At 69.0% G+C, this 13,461-nt stretch carries 15 protein-coding genes; 7 read left to right on the forward strand and 8 right to left on the reverse strand.

Translation table 11 applies throughout. From position 1 onward, the window contains the following. Window positions 1-188 precede the first annotated feature (188 nt). Window positions 189-1,007: an HDOD domain-containing protein gene (locus HEP75_RS20235; RefSeq protein ID WP_185824707.1), complete on the forward strand. Its 819-nt coding sequence runs from the start codon at window positions 189-191 to the stop codon at window positions 1,005-1,007. A 123-nt stretch (window positions 1,008-1,130) separates the two neighbouring features. On the opposite strand, the gene HEP75_RS20240 is transcribed toward HEP75_RS20235, so the two are convergent. The 4 genes from HEP75_RS20240 to HEP75_RS20255 form a co-directional block, all read right to left on the reverse strand. Next, window positions 1,131-2,519 (reverse strand): FAD-containing oxidoreductase, encoded by a 1,389-nt coding sequence (locus HEP75_RS20240; RefSeq protein ID WP_185824708.1) that lies wholly within the window; start codon window positions 2,517-2,519, stop codon window positions 1,131-1,133. Next, entirely contained in the window at window positions 2,516-2,980 is a 465-nt protein-coding gene (locus tag HEP75_RS20245) for a DUF4126 domain-containing protein (protein ID WP_185824709.1), read from the reverse strand. Before HEP75_RS20245 ends, HEP75_RS20240 begins: the two co-directional genes overlap by 4 nt. A 151-nt stretch (window positions 2,981-3,131) precedes the next feature. Then, the gene (locus HEP75_RS20250; protein WP_185824710.1) at window positions 3,132-3,359 is read right to left on the reverse strand and encodes a hypothetical protein; all 228 of its coding nucleotides are present in this window, start codon (window positions 3,357-3,359) and stop codon (window positions 3,132-3,134) included. A gap of 7 nt (window positions 3,360-3,366) precedes the next feature. Further along, window positions 3,367-4,374, reverse strand: a complete 1,008-nt coding sequence (locus HEP75_RS20255; protein WP_255423921.1) for an exodeoxyribonuclease III — start codon at window positions 4,372-4,374, stop codon at window positions 3,367-3,369. On the opposite strand from HEP75_RS20255, the gene HEP75_RS20260 reads away from it, so the two are divergent. From HEP75_RS20260 to HEP75_RS20280, 5 genes are all read left to right on the forward strand, one after another. Then, window positions 4,373-4,567 (forward strand): hypothetical protein, encoded by a 195-nt coding sequence (locus HEP75_RS20260; RefSeq protein ID WP_185824711.1) that lies wholly within the window; start codon window positions 4,373-4,375, stop codon window positions 4,565-4,567. The genes HEP75_RS20255 and HEP75_RS20260 overlap by 2 nt on opposite strands. 121 nt (window positions 4,568-4,688) lie before the next feature. Further along, window positions 4,689-5,174, forward strand: a complete 486-nt coding sequence (locus tag HEP75_RS20265) for a hypothetical protein (RefSeq protein ID WP_185824712.1) — start codon at window positions 4,689-4,691, stop codon at window positions 5,172-5,174. 570 nt (window positions 5,175-5,744) lie between these two features. After that, window positions 5,745-6,665 (forward strand): hypothetical protein, encoded by a 921-nt coding sequence (locus tag HEP75_RS20270; protein ID WP_185824713.1) that lies wholly within the window; start codon window positions 5,745-5,747, stop codon window positions 6,663-6,665. Window positions 6,666-6,675: 10 nt separating this feature from the next. Further along, window positions 6,676-7,017: a hypothetical protein gene (locus HEP75_RS20275; RefSeq protein WP_185814327.1), complete on the forward strand. Its 342-nt coding sequence runs from the start codon at window positions 6,676-6,678 to the stop codon at window positions 7,015-7,017. A 291-nt stretch (window positions 7,018-7,308) separates the two neighbouring features. Continuing rightward, window positions 7,309-7,665: a DUF1428 domain-containing protein gene (locus HEP75_RS20280; RefSeq protein ID WP_185814328.1), complete on the forward strand. Its 357-nt coding sequence runs from the start codon at window positions 7,309-7,311 to the stop codon at window positions 7,663-7,665. A gap of 106 nt (window positions 7,666-7,771) precedes the next feature. Here the strand turns inward: HEP75_RS20280 and HEP75_RS20285 are convergent, their stop codons facing one another. Then, complete coding sequence (locus HEP75_RS20285) at window positions 7,772-9,925, reverse strand: TonB-dependent siderophore receptor (RefSeq protein WP_185824714.1); 2,154 nt, start codon at window positions 9,923-9,925, stop codon at window positions 7,772-7,774. Between the two features lie 291 nt (window positions 9,926-10,216). Beyond that, complete coding sequence (locus HEP75_RS20290; protein ID WP_185824715.1) at window positions 10,217-10,606, reverse strand: ribonuclease domain-containing protein; 390 nt, start codon at window positions 10,604-10,606, stop codon at window positions 10,217-10,219. A 295-nt stretch (window positions 10,607-10,901) separates the two neighbouring features. Here HEP75_RS20290 and HEP75_RS20295 point away from each other — a divergent pair, with 295 nt between their 5' ends. Further along, window positions 10,902-11,735, forward strand: a complete 834-nt coding sequence (locus HEP75_RS20295) for a lysophospholipid acyltransferase family protein (RefSeq protein ID WP_185824716.1) — start codon at window positions 10,902-10,904, stop codon at window positions 11,733-11,735. A gap of 65 nt (window positions 11,736-11,800) precedes the next feature. Here the strand turns inward: HEP75_RS20295 and HEP75_RS20300 are convergent, their stop codons facing one another. Then, window positions 11,801-12,157, reverse strand: a complete 357-nt coding sequence (locus HEP75_RS20300; protein WP_185824717.1) for a hypothetical protein — start codon at window positions 12,155-12,157, stop codon at window positions 11,801-11,803. 142 nt (window positions 12,158-12,299) lie between these two features. Beyond that, entirely contained in the window at window positions 12,300-13,148 is an 849-nt protein-coding gene (locus HEP75_RS20305) for a DUF6348 family protein (RefSeq protein WP_185824718.1), read from the reverse strand. Between the last annotated feature and the right edge of the window lie 313 nt (window positions 13,149-13,461).

A 13,461-nucleotide genomic window follows, 5' to 3' on the forward strand; every position in this document is an offset into this window, starting at 1 on the left:
GTACCCGCAACGTGTTGTCCACACACCGCGCGGCATGTCCAGCCGGCGCCATCAGGACGGACCATACCCTCAGGTGTGCACGCCGCCCGCCGCGATTCGGTCTACGATGCGCGGGGTCGCCACCCATGGCGGGCGCCGCCCACTCCCTGCGCCGGCGGTGTCCCTTCCCGTTCCGTTTTGAGGTCCCCATGAAACTAGAGGTGCTGTTCGACCAGTTGCACACCCTGCCGACCATCCCCAAGGTGGCGCAGGAGCTGATCCTGCAATTCGACAATCCCACGACCAGCCTGGACAGCGTGGCGCGCAGCATCGAGCGCGACCCGGTGATCGCGGCCAAGGTGCTGCGCCTGGCCAATTCGGCGCGGTTCCGCGGCGCGCGCGATTCGACCAGCGTCGAGGACGCGGCGTTGCGCCTGGGCTTCAACACGCTGCGCACGTTGGTGCTGGCTTCGTCGATGACCGACGCGTTCCATGCGCCCGCCCATTTCGACCTGCGCGCGTTCTGGCTGCACAGCTTCGAGGTCGCCGGCATCTGCCGGCTGCTGGCCAAGCAGAAGGGCCTGGATCCGGAGACCGCGTTCACCTGCGGGATGATGCACAACATCGGCGAATTGCTGATCCAGACCGGCGCGCCGGACTATGCGGCGCAGCTGCATCCGGATGCGTCCTCCAGCGGCCGCGCCGCCGACGAGACCGTGCAGTTGGGCTTCGGCTACCCGGAAGTTGGCGCCGAGCTGGCGCGGCGCTGGCACCTGCCGGAGGTGATCCAGACCGCGATCGCCTTCCAGGCACGACCGCTCCAGTCGCCGGAAGGCCAGCCGATGCCGCGCGTGGTGGCACAGGCGGCGCTGGTCGCCGATGCGCTGGAGCGCTGCGGCGGGGCCACCCCGGAAGCGCGGCAGGCGGTCAGCGGCCCGCTGCTGGACGACGTGGACCTGGACGCGCTGTTCGCCGTGCTGCCGGACGTGATCGAGGCCGACCGCGCATTCACCGAGATGCTGCGCTGAGCCGCTTCTCGCCGCAGGCGATCGGAAACCACTGTAGGAGCGGCTTCAGCCGCGACCGGGCGTTACCGGTAATGCCCGGTCGCGGCTGAAGCCGCTCCTACATTTTTGATGGCGTGCACTGCGCTAATCGCTGGCCGCCTCCGCCCGCAGCGCGCCGACAACGCTCGGCCATAGCTCGGATACCGTCGGATGGATCGGCACTGCCCACTGCAGGGTCTCGAACGGCTGCTCGGCATTGATCAGATCGAGCACGCCGTGGATGGCCTCGTCGCCGTTGATGCCGAGGATCGCCGCGCCGAGGATGCGGTGGGTCTGCGCATCGGCCACCAGTTTCATGAAGCCGGCGGTCTCGCCGTTCTCGCGCGCGCGCCCGACCTGGGTCATCGGCCGCTTGGCGAACAGCAGCGGGCGGCCGCTGGCGCGCGCCTGCGCCTCGGTCATGCCGACCCGGCCCAACGGCGGGTCGGTGTACAGCGCATAGCCGGGCACGCGCTGCGACACCCGCCGCTGGCCACCGTCGAGCAGGTTGGCGGCGACGATCTCGTAGTCGTTGTAGGCGGTGTGGGTGAACGCGCCGCGGCCGTTGCAGTCGCCCAGCGCCCACACGCCGGCGGCGCTGGTCGCCAGTTGCTCGTCGACGACGATGTAGCCGCGCGCGTCGGTGGCGATGCCGGCGTGTTCCAGGCCCAGATCGTCGGTATTGGGCTGCCGCCCCATCGCCAGCAGCACATGGCTGGCGACCACTTCCGGCGCGCCTTCGTGGCAATCCACCTGCACCGCCACGCCCTGCGCATGCGGCGCGAAGGCGATGCACTGCGCGTGGGTGCGCACCGCCACGCCCTCGCCTTCCAGCACGCTGCGGATGCAGTCGGACACGTCCTCGTCCTCGCGCGCGATCAGCCGCGGCTGCTGCTCGACGACCGTCACCTGCGCACCGAGGCGGCGGAAGATCTGCGCGAATTCCAGGCCGATGTAGCTGCCGCCGATCACCGCCAGGTGCCGCGGCACTTCCTGCAGCTGCAGGATCGAGGTATTGGTCAGGTAGTCGATCCGTTCCACCCCCGGCAGCGCCGGCACATGCGCGCGACCGCCGACGTTGAGGAAGATCTTCGGCGCACTGATGCATTCTTCGCCCACGCGCAGCCGCTGCGGCGCCTCGAAGCGGGCATGGCCGCGCAACACGGTGAGCCCGGACATGCCGCCCAGCCACTGCTCCAGGTTGTCGCGCGCGCTGTGCGTCACCGCATGCGCGCGCGCCATCACCCGCGCGATGTCGATGCCGACCTCGCCCTGCAGCTGCACCCCGTAATCGGCGGCGCGCCGCGCCAGGTGCGCCACGCGCGCGCTGGCGACCAGGGTCTTGGTCGGCATGCAGCCGGTGTTGACGCAGGTGCCGCCGACCAACTGCCGCTCGACCAGCGCCACCTGCATGCCGGCGGCGACCAGCCGGCCGGCCAGGGAGGGTCCGGCCTGGCCGGCGCCGACCACGATCGCGTCGAAGCCGCGGCTCATCGCAGCAGCGCCATCGCCAGGACGCCCAGGCCGATCGCCGCCGCGTCTTCGAGCAGCGCGGCCGGCAGATCGCGACCGAAATGCCGCGCCATCGCCGCGCGCGCCGCGGCACCGCCGTAGGTCCCCAGCACCGCGCCCAGCGCACCGGCGACCATCGCCGCCACCCACAGCCCGCCGCCCATGCCCACCGCCGCGCCGCACAGGCCGCCCATCACGATGCGCGTGCCGAACTGCACCGGCACCTTGCGGCTGGGCGTGCCCGGCAACTGGTCGGTGACCAGCTCGCCGACGGCCAGCAGCGAGACGATCCACGGCGTGAAGCGCCAACCCAGGAACGCCAGCGGCGTGCCGACCAGCGGCAACACGCCCAGGCTGGCGGCCCAGCTGACCACGGCCGGCGCGGTCATTGCGCGCAGGCCAGCGACGATCCCGATCAACAGCGCGACGACGAGCAGGCTCATGGCGGCGACTCCGGCAGGTGGAGAAAGAAATCCCGAACAACCTGGCAAGCGCGGCGTACCGCACGGCAGGCGGCAGCGGCCCTTGAGTATAGGCAGCCCTGCACGGCGCCCGCCATGCAGGACCGATTTGCGCACGCGCATGCAATGCGGGTCAGGGCGTTCGGGTTGGCTTTGTTGGCTTTGTTGGCTTTGTTGGCTTTGCTGCCTTCGCTGCCTTCGCTGGTTTCCCTGGTTTTGCTGGTTTTGCTGGTTTCGCGGGCCTGGCCTGCTTGGCGGGTTTGAACGTCTTGCCGGCCTTGGGCGACTGCAATAGCGTGGCTGCACCAGTCGGCTTGCCCACCTTCGCTGCCTTGGTGGTCTTGGTGGTCTTGGTCGCCACCGGTAGCTCATGCTGTTTGTCGGTTTTCCCGGTTTTCCCGGTTTTCGTCGGCTTGGCCGGCCTCGCCGCCTTTTCGGCCTTCGCAGGCCTGCCCGTTTTCGCATGGCCGGTGGCCTTGCCGGCCGGCCGGCGCGGCGACGCTGCCACGCTTCGTGGCGGCTTTCAGCGCGATCCAGGTCGGCGCATGATCGCTGGCATGCGGCAGGTCGCGCACCCAACGGTCCACCCCGGCGTCGTGCAGGCGCGCGGCCAGCGGCGGGTTCAGCAGAAGGTGATCGATACGCAAGCCGGCATCGCGCTGCCAGTGCTGGCGGAAGTAGTCCCAGAACGTGTAGATCCGGCGCTCGCCATGCACCTTGCGCAGGCTGTCGGTCCAGCCTTGCGCGAGCAGGTCCGCGTAGGCCTGGCGGCTTTCCGGCTGCAACAGCGCATCGCGGCGCCACGACGCCGGGTTGTAGATGTCATCGTCAGTCGGCACTACGTTGAAGTCGCCGATCAGCGCCACCGGATGCGGCAGCGCGACCAGATGCCGCGCATGCCGTTGCAGCCGCGCGAACCAGTCCAGCTTGTAGTCGAACTTCGGCCCCGGGCGCGGATTGCCGTTGGGCAGGTACAGGCAGCCGACCAGCACCCCATGCGCCATCGCCTCCAGGTAGCGGCTCTGCGGATCGCGCGGGTCGCCCGGCAAACCGCGCCGGCTCTCCACCGGATCGCTGCCCTTGGCCAGCACCGCCACCCCGTTCCAGGCCGACTGCCCCAGCCACAGCGCGCCGTAGCCGGCGGCATGGATCTCGGCGATCGGAAAGCCCGCATCCACGCTCTTGAGTTCCTGCAGCCCGACGATGTCCGGCGCCTCGCGCCGCAACCATTCCAGCAGTTGCGGCAGGCGGCTGCGGATGCCGTTGACGTTGTAGGTGGCGATCTTGAGCGTCTTCATCGCATGCGCCGTTGCAGAACCGGCCATCACCTTGGCCCAGCTACGCTCGGCGCATCGTGAAAACCGGAAAGCACCCATGACCCCGCTCGACAAACCGCTGCGCCGCGAACTGGAGATCGATGGCAGGCTGTATACGCTGACCGTCGACCCGGACGGCCTGAAACTCACCGAGAAAGGCCGCCGCAAGGGCCTGGCGTTGCGCTGGAGCGACCTGGTCAACGGCGACGCCGCGCTGGCCACCGCGCTGCAGGCCTCGCTCGCGCCGACGTGACGCGCGGCGCGCGGTCCGGCCGCGTGTGGCGTAGACAATTCGCGCCTCGCGCTCATCGCTGCGCCGCTGGCACACGCCGATGGTATTTTTGTCCGATCGGCCATCGGCAAGGAGCGGACGCATGCAGTCGAACCATCGCAGCAATCATGCAGCAGGCATTGGCCAGCCGCCGAAAAGGCTGGTCAGCATCGCCGTGCTGGCGCTGGCCGCACTGGCCGGTAGCGCGAGCGCGCAGCAGGAGGCGTTGCGGATCGTGACCAAGACCGTCTATGCGAAGGACACGCCGGAGTGGCGCCAGATCCGCGAGTGGCTGGTGCAACACCCCTCGACGATCGAAGGCAAGCGCCTGGGCGATCCCGACCAGCTCAGCGCGGTGAGCCTGGACTACAGCGTGAGCATGCCGGCCGCCACCCGCGCGGTGCCGCGACCGCTGCCCTTGCCTGCCACCGGTACGCCCGGCGACAGCATTGCCATCGCATCGTGCGCGGAAGGTTACCTGCAGTCGTGGCACTACGTGCCGGACGATAGCCCGCAGCACCGCTGGGACCTGCAGTCCTACTCGCTGAAGCTGACCGCCGCGTGCCCAGGTGGCGCCGGCCAGAACTGACATGCAGCGCTGCGCGGAAATAACGGACCGGGTGCGGATAAGCGCGTTTCCATCTGCCTTTCGCTCCCTGTAGGAGCGGTTTCAACCGCGACCGGCGAAGCAGCGCAACCACTGCGCCGACGATGCGTCGGGGCCGATGGCCCCAGGCCACCCAGAGCGCCTCCTGCAGCACCCCAGCGGAGAGTCCTTGTAGGAGCGACTTCAGTCGCGACAGGCGTTACCGGTAACGCCCGTCGCGACTGAAGTCGCTCCCACAGATGATGTCCTGCGGATCGCAGTCGCTCTAACCGGATCGATCGCTGGCCTGGCATGCGAAGCGGCCCGAGTGCTTCCCATCGTAATTCCAGTCCGGTCCGCCATCCGCGCATCGCGGCCGCTCGCCATCAAAGCAGCACCCGCGCTACCAGCGAACCGCATCCATCGCGACATCGTGCGTGGCCGGTCCGCCCGGCTTCGCGCGTTCGATAGAAGGACGCCACTGCGCCAGGCACGCCGCCGGCGCTCTCCCGCATTCATGCAACCGCTCGCGCGGCGTCCGCGAGCGCGCACGCAACACCCATGGAGAAGCACATGCTAAGGATCGAAATCGCGATGTTTTCCGGCCGCCCCAATCCGGTCTGGTACGTCACCGACAGCGCCGAGGCCGAACGCCTGCTCGGCGAGGTGAGCGGCAATCAGGGCGTGATCGCCCGCCCCGGGACCGGCTTCGACGGACTCGGCTTCCGCGAGGTGCGCGTCGAATTCCTCGAAGACGCACCCGCCAAGAGCAAAGGCATTCCGCGCCAGTTCGCGCTGGCCTCCACCGCCAGCCGCGACTTCAAGGCCTCCGGTGCGCTCGCGCAACGCCTGATCGAAGCCATGCCGCTGCGTTCCAAGGTGCAGTTGCTGGAACACGCGTTGACCCCGCTGGACGCCAAGCTGCGCGACAGCGTGCTCGAACGCCTGCAGCGCTATCTCGCCGATCCGCCGCGGCGCACGCCGGCGCCGCCGGCACCGCCGCGCAGTTCGCTGCGCACCACCATCAAGGACGAAGCCTGCGGCAAGTGCGAATACGAAGTGAGCCAGTACAACCCCGGCTTCTGGAACGGCGCCGGCGTGGTCGGCCACAACAACTGCTACAACTATGCGCGCAACTGGCGCACCAACACCTTCGCCCAACCCGGGCGCGCGCACGGCGCCCAGACCTCGACCATGGCCTGCAACACCGTCACCGCCGCGGCCATGGCCGACGGCCTGCGCAAGCGTTGCGACTGCCTCAGCGAGAAGGAATACCCGCGCCGGCTGATGGCGCTGGTCATCGACGCCGGTCACGACTACCACTGGTACCGGCACCAGCGCGGCGGCTTCTGGGGCCACAAGCCCGGCGGCACCCCCGCGCGCAACTACGACAACAGCGGCCAGCTGATCCTGAATCCGGAAACCTGCGACCGTGGCGGCTACGAGCAGTTCTGCGGCTACTTCTACGCCGGGCGCTCGGTGGTCATCAACTGACGCAAGGCCGATGCGCGTCGAGCTCGACATCTACAGCGGCCAGCCGAATCCGTGCTGGGACCTTGACGCCATCGCCGTGCGCGGGCTGCGCCAACACTGCGAACGCCTGCCACGCGTGCCCGGGCCGGCCGCCGCGCCGCCGGCGCTGGGCTATCGCGGCTTCCGCTGGCAGGACGGCGCGGCGAACTGGCGCGCGCATGCCGGCGAGGTGAGCGTCGGCGCTGCCGTCTACCGCGATACCGAGCGCAGCGTGGAGCGCTATCTGCTGGCGACACTGCCGCCGCCCTACGCGCCGCTGCAAGAGCGGGTGCAGGCGGCGATCGAACGCGGCGAGCGTTCCGGGCCGGCGTGATCGCGCGACGCATCCGCTCGCGTGCATCGCGGGGCCTTCGGTCCATGCCGCCGACTGACCCAGCGAGCCGGTAGCGGCGATCCGGTGGCCAGCTGCCTCGTGCACATCATGCACAGCGCGCGCGACGTCAGGCAGGCGCATTCATGGTCCCGTCCATCGCGCGGCTTCACGTGGCCGCAGTCCCGCGACGGACAAGATCTCCCTCTCGGCAATCGCGTGTCGATTTCCCGCCTTCTTGCACGTCGTATGCAACAAGGCGCCCGTCCCGGCGCGCCGCACCCGGAGGTTTGCATGTCGTATGTCGATGGTTTCGTGCTGGCCGTGCCCACGGCCAACAAGGAGAAGTTCCTCGAACACGCCCGCATCGATTCGGTGTTCATCGAATTCGGCGCGCTACGCGTGCTCGAATGCTGGGGCGACGACGTGTCGCGCGGCCAGCAGACCGACTTCTTCCGCGCGGTGGACGCCAAGGACGACGAAACGGTGGTGTTCTCGTGGATCGAATGGCCGGACAAGGCCACCCGCGATGCCGGCATGAAGAAGATGATGGAAGACCCGCGCATGGATCCGGCGGCCAATCCGATGCCGTTCGACGGCAAGCGCATGATCTACGGCGGCTTCGTGCCGGTGCTGGAATTGAACAAATAGGCGCGCCAGCGGCCGACATGCGACGCGCTTTGCGCCGCCACCGCGGCATGCCATCCGTGCATGCCGCTTCATGCCGCGCTGCGACGACGGCGCAGCGCGGGGCCGCTCAGAACCTGTAGCTGAAGCTCAGCGTCGCATTGCGTCCGGCGGCGTAGTACAGGTTGCTGTATTCGTCCAGCACGAAGTACTTGCGATCCAGCAGGTTGTTCGCGTTGAACTGCAGCGACGCCTGCGGATTGAACGCGTAGCGCGCCATCGCGCTGAGCAGGGTCACCGAGGCCTGGTCCACGCGCTGCGGGCCGTTGGGGCCATCCACCGTGGCATGGCTGGCGGACTGCCAGTTGGCGCCGCCGCCCACGCTGAGCCGGTTCCAGCTACCCGGTAGCCGGTAGGTGGTGAACAGGCGCACCAGCGTGCGCGGCAGCGCGGTGCGCAGGTCGGCGCCGTCCGGGCCCTCCAGTTCGAAATGCGACCAGCCGAACGACGCGCTCCAGTCTTCGCTCAGCTCGCCCGACGCTTCCAGTTCGAAGCCGCGCGAGCGCGTGCCGTCCACCGCCACGTAGGCCTGGGTCAGGCCGTCGGGCAGAGTCTTGCCGACATCGGCCTCGGCCACGTTGTCCTGGCGGGTATCGAACAGCACCAGCGCGGTGTTGAGGCGGCCGTCGAGATGGCGGCCCTTGAGGCCGATCTCGCGGCTGCTGCCGAGTACCGGATCGAGGAAGCTGCCGTCGCTGCGGCGGTTGTCCTGCGGGTCGAAGATCTCGGTATAGCTGACGAACGCCGAATACACCGGGGTGATCGCGTAGATCAGCCCGGCGTAGGGCACGGTCTTGCGGTGGTCGTGGTGGAACACGCCGCTGTAGAGGTCGTCGGTGTCGTTCTTCCAGCGGCTGTAGCGGGCGCCGGCGACCAGCGTCAACGGCTCGGCCAGCGACAGGCGCGCGGCGGCATACGCGCCCTGCTGGTCGGTGCGGATGTCGGTGACCTCGTCGGCGCTGGCCGCGAACTGCGGAAACGGATAGTCGCCGTTCCACTGCAGGAAATCGCCGATCGGCGCCAGCGCCTCGGTGGCGTTGACCCACGACCGCTTGGCGTAGCGCGAACCGCTCAGGCCCAACACCAGCTCGTGCTCGCGGCCCCAGGCCTGGAACGGCCCGGACGCGTACACGTCGAGCATGTTCTGGCGACCGCGGTCGCGGCTGCGGTAGGCGGACGGCTCAAGCGTCTCGCCGGTGACGCGGTTCGGGAAGCCATAGACGTAGAACAGCGCCATGTCGCCGTCGGTGGCGCGGTGGCTGGCCAGCGCCCGCAGCATCCAGCCATTGCCGAACTGATGCTTGAGATCGGCGAAGGCGGTGGCGGTGGTGGTGTTCCAGTAGGTCCAGTCCGCGGCGCTGCTGAAACCGCGCGGCCACTCCAGGAAACTGCCGTCATCGTAGAACACCGGGTAGGTGCCCCAGGTCACGCCCTTGGGCCGGTTCTTCTGGTAGTCGTAGCCCACGCTCAGCGTGGTGGCGGCGCCGAGGTCGGCATCGACCACGCCGTACAGCACGGTCTTCTTCTTGCTGTAGCGGTCCAGGTAGGAATCGCCCTGCTCGTAAGCGCCGACCAGGCGGCCGCGCACGCTGCCGTCGGCGGCCAGCGGCGCGGCGACATCGGCGGTGCCGCGCAGCGTGTTCCACGAGCCCGCGCTCAGCGATGCGTCGGCCTGCAGGGTGCGGCTGTCGGCGCGCTTGCGCACGAAGTTGATCGTCGCCGACGGGCTGCCGGCGCCGGTGAGCAGCCCGCTGGCCCCACGCAGCACCTCGATGCGTTCGTAGATGGCCGTGTCCAGGCTGGCATCGGCGGACCCGGAGTTGACCCCCGGCGCGACCGGCACGCCGTCGTAGGCCATGTTCTCGACCGGGAAGCCGCGCGCATAGAACAGCACCCGCTCGGTGTCGTACGCATTGGAGGACACGCCGGTGACGTTGTCGAGCACGTCGCGCACCGAGGTCAGGTGCTGGTCCTCGATCCGCTGCGCGGTGACGATGCTGACCGACTGCGGCGTCTGCTGCGGGGTCAGCGCCAGGCGCGTCGCCGCCGCGGTCTGTTCGACCGTGTAGGAACGCGCGCGTTCGGCCTTGACGTTGATGGCGTCGAGCGTGGTCGGGTCATCGGCGGCCGCACCCGGCTGCGCCGCGGCCGACAGTGCGACGGACAAGCCGACGGACAGCACGCTCAAGCGCACGGCAGCGGTACGAAGAGGAAAAGCGGACATGGAAAACCCCTGAATGAAGTGAGCCACAGGCAGGCGGCCTGTGCGGATTCTCACGACTGGGGCTGGCAGGAACAGGGCTTGCGCGTCGTCAAGTCACCGTAGTTTATCCGAGCGTGGCCGCCGGGACGAGTGCGCCGCGCGCCCGGCGCAAGCGTCGGCTGCGAATGCGCATGGGCGTCTGTGCAAAAAGGCATCGGCGCGGGCAACTGCAGCGCTTGCCACCGAGGGTCGCCCAACGCAGCGTGCCCGGTCGGACCGGGCACGCTGTCTGGCATCGCTGCAGTCAGTCGCTCAGGGAATCGCGCAGAAGGTGACGTAGTGATCGGCCGAGTAATAGCGCTTGTCGACGACCGACTTTTTGGCCCCGTCGGTGACCAGGTACACCAACCGATAGGTGCCCGCAGGGCCGCCGGGATCGCGCCGCGCCTTGCCCTCGTAATAGGTCTGGCCGCGGCCGGCCCGGGGCAAGCGTCCTTCGGCATTGCCGAAGACCTGCACATCGACGGCTCCGGCGCCGCAGGCGACGATCGGGTTGGGCATGGTGATGCAAGCGGCCACATCGCGCATGGCCTCGCGCACATAGCTGGGCAGCGCGCCGCAGCTCGGGGCCTTCTGTGCCTGCGCCTGCGCAGCCGACAGGGCGAGGACGGCCAGCAGCGTGACTCTGATCGAGGGATACATGGGTGACTCCTTGGGAACGGATGGAGGGATTGCCGCCGATGCGAACAGCACGCAGGCCGCGCACCGGACTATGAGAAGAAACGCCTGCGCCGCCTATCCGTGAATACCTGATCTCCCGGTGCGGCGATCGCCGGCGCGTTCGCTGCGAGCAAATGGGCCGTCAGCACGCCACAGGCGCGACAACACTGCCGGCAGGTGCCGGACGCCACAGCGTCGGCTACCATCGGCGGCGCGCCGAAGCCGGCGCTCGTCTTTCTGCGCACACGCCTGCCTCCCGACGCCCCATCCGCCGCCCATGAACCACGCCGCTCCGTCCCGCCCTGTCGCGGGCACTGCCCTCGCTGCGCTGCGCGTGGCCGCCAAGCTCGCCGCATTCGTCCTGATCAGCGTGCCGCTGCTGCCGCTGCAATGGCTGCTGATGCGCTTCGCCCGCGGACGCGGCGCCTTCGTGCTGCCCCGACTGTGGTTCGCCTGCCTGCGCAAGGCGATGGGCATCCGCGTCGAGGTGGTGGGCACGCCGCGCGGCGGCGGCGGCGGCACACTGTTCGTCGGCAACCACATCTCGCACTTCGACATCGTGGTGCTGGGCAGCCTGCTGCACGCGCGCTTCATCGCCAAGAACGACATGGAACGCTGGCCGGGCATGCGCCGGCTCGGCGCCCTGGCGCAGACCCTGTTCATCAGCCGCCGGCGGATCGACGCGGCCAACGTGGCAGCGGCCGTCGCCGCGCAGATCCGCCCCGACCACGACGTGGTGCTGTTCGCCGAAGGCACCACCTCGTCCGGCGAGCGCGTCGCCCCGTTCAAGTCCAGCCTGTTCTCGCTGTTCCTCGGCGGCGACGCCAACGCCCGGCCATGGACGCTGCAACCGTTCACCATGGACATCCTGTCCGTCGATGGCCGCCGCCTGGCGCACGGCGGCGAGCGCGACGCCTACGCGTTCTACGGCGGCATGCAGGCCGGCGCCCACATCCTGCGCTTCCTGCGCTCGTCCGGCGCCGTGGTCAGGGCGACCTTCCACGCACCGCTCGCGATCGCGCCCGGCACTGACCGCAAGGCGCTGGCGCAGCAGGTGCATGGCATCGTGGCGTCGGCATTGGCCGCACAGCCGCACGACGGGGCGCGATAGGCCTACGCCGTATCGCCGCCGCACAGCATGGCGCAAGGCGGCATGCGTCTCGCCTGCCGCGGCCTCTAGGACTCGATGGGCTGGCTGCGCGAACAGGTGGCGATGAAATAGGGAACGCCGCTGGCCTCGGCGTAGTTGAAGAACAGCACCCAGCGCTTGCGCACGCGTCCGTTATGGTTGCTGGCGCTCAGCGGGCTGGCCACTTGCATGCCGCACATGGCGGGAAACAGCGCAACCCGGGTTTCGAACGTCTGCGCGGGCGCCAAGGGGCCACGCATGGAACGCGTCACCTTCCAGCGCACCACCTCGACCATGCCTGCAGGACCCATGGCCGACGGCGATTGCTCGCGCCGCAGCGACAGCATCTCCGCTTCCACCGCGACCGCGGCGCGCGCCTGCGCGTCCTCGACACTGTCGTACATGGCGCAACTGCATGCCGATCCGGCAAACGGAACCAGGCTCAGCAGTACTATCAACACCCTCCTCATCTTCGCGCCCTCAAAGCCTGGTCAGCATGTGGCGCCGAGACGCCGGCAGTGTCGTGCAGCCGCGACCCGGGCGACATCACGACGCGACGTCCGGTACCAGCGGCGCGGCCGGCGCATCGGGCGGACGTACCACCACGTACTGCTTGCGGAACTCAAGCCCCGGATGCGCCGGCCAAGTCGCGGCATAGCGACGCAGGCACTCAGCGCCCTCGGCGAAATCGACGCCGTTGATCCGACAATCCGCCGCGACCTCGCCTTCCGCATCGCGCGAGGCGAACAGGCGGATTCCCAGCATCCGCGCATCGTTTTCCAGCACCGGCATGAAGGCCTCCAGGCTTTGCGTGAACAGGCAGCACGGACAGAACGCATGCCCAGCCTCATCCACATCGCCGACATCGCAGGCGGCGGCCTGCGCGGCACCGCCCAGGTGGGCGACCGGTCCAAGCACGACCTCGCGCCGATGCGCGGCAGGCGGCGGAAATCCCAATTGCAGGGTCATGCAATGGCGCTCCTGCTGCGCAGCGGACACCGCCTCGGACAGCGCAACCAGATCGGTGCGCGCCCAGGTCGCAAACCCCGACACCAGGCTCTGCTCGATGTCCGAGCCCCATGCGTGCTGAAACTCGGCGATGCCGTCGGGGAACAGCGTTCGATGGTGGACCTGGATGGTAGTGGCGGTACGGATGCCGTCGGGCGGCAGCTCGACCACGTCCAAAAGTTCGACGAAAACCTGCAGGCCATTGCCGAGGACGAGGTGGCCTTCCTGCAGCACCGGCGCCAGGCCTTCGCTTTCCAGCACCTGCGCCAGCAATGCGAGCAGGCCACGATCGCGGACGGGTGGCGCATCGGCCGGCTCCGCGGCATTGGTGCTGACCGGCTGGGGCGGCCGCTTGTCGACAAAGAAGCGCAGCAGTCGTTTGAACATCCATGATCCGATGGCAGGCGAGTGGGTCGTCGCGCGACGGATTATAGATTCCGCGATCGGAGGATCGGCGACAGCGCTCCTGGGCGGCCGGCATCCACGGATCTAACGGGCGCACCGATCGGATGGCCGGCCCAGCCGATCGTCCCTTTCCGCTCGCTAGAGCGCCCGCGCGGCCGTGTTCGCGTGAGCGTGGCCGCTATGCGGCACTCCCCGCGTTGTTATCGGCAGGCAACAGCGACCGGCGCGGATCTTCCCGACCCGCACAGGATTTCCGGCGCGGCTGCCTGCCTGTCGCAGCGCGCGTCCCCATACG

Origin of the sequence: Xanthomonas sp. SI (assembly GCF_014236855.1) — a bacterium.
Lineage (GTDB): Bacteria > Pseudomonadota > Gammaproteobacteria > Xanthomonadales > Xanthomonadaceae > Xanthomonas_A.

Excerpts from the sequence above, each read along its gene's own strand:
- HEP75_RS20235 (WP_185824707.1), top strand. The coding sequence starts at position 189 with ATGAAACTAGAGGTGCTGTTCGACCAGTTGCACACCCTGCCGACCATC.
- HEP75_RS20240 (WP_185824708.1), bottom strand. The coding sequence starts at position 2,519 with ATGAGCCGCGGCTTCGACGCGATCGTGGTCGGCGCCGGCCAGGCCGGA.
- HEP75_RS20245 (WP_185824709.1), bottom strand. The coding sequence starts at position 2,980 with ATGAGCCTGCTCGTCGTCGCGCTGTTGATCGGGATCGTCGCTGGCCTG.
- HEP75_RS20260 (WP_185824711.1), top strand. The coding sequence starts at position 4,373 with ATGACCCCGCTCGACAAACCGCTGCGCCGCGAACTGGAGATCGATGGC.
- HEP75_RS20255 (WP_255423921.1), bottom strand. The coding sequence starts at position 4,374 with ATGGGTGCTTTCCGGTTTTCACGATGCGCCGAGCGTAGCTGGGCCAAG.
- HEP75_RS20265 (WP_185824712.1), top strand. The coding sequence starts at position 4,689 with ATGCAGTCGAACCATCGCAGCAATCATGCAGCAGGCATTGGCCAGCCG.
- HEP75_RS20270 (WP_185824713.1), top strand. The coding sequence starts at position 5,745 with ATGCTAAGGATCGAAATCGCGATGTTTTCCGGCCGCCCCAATCCGGTC.
- HEP75_RS20275 (WP_185814327.1), top strand. The coding sequence starts at position 6,676 with ATGCGCGTCGAGCTCGACATCTACAGCGGCCAGCCGAATCCGTGCTGG.
- HEP75_RS20280 (WP_185814328.1), top strand. The coding sequence starts at position 7,309 with ATGTCGTATGTCGATGGTTTCGTGCTGGCCGTGCCCACGGCCAACAAG.
- HEP75_RS20285 (WP_185824714.1), bottom strand. The coding sequence starts at position 9,925 with ATGTCCGCTTTTCCTCTTCGTACCGCTGCCGTGCGCTTGAGCGTGCTG.
- HEP75_RS20290 (WP_185824715.1), bottom strand. The coding sequence starts at position 10,606 with ATGTATCCCTCGATCAGAGTCACGCTGCTGGCCGTCCTCGCCCTGTCG.
- HEP75_RS20295 (WP_185824716.1), top strand. The coding sequence starts at position 10,902 with ATGAACCACGCCGCTCCGTCCCGCCCTGTCGCGGGCACTGCCCTCGCT.
- HEP75_RS20300 (WP_185824717.1), bottom strand. The coding sequence starts at position 12,157 with ATGTACGACAGTGTCGAGGACGCGCAGGCGCGCGCCGCGGTCGCGGTG.
- HEP75_RS20305 (WP_185824718.1), bottom strand. The coding sequence starts at position 13,148 with ATGTTCAAACGACTGCTGCGCTTCTTTGTCGACAAGCGGCCGCCCCAG.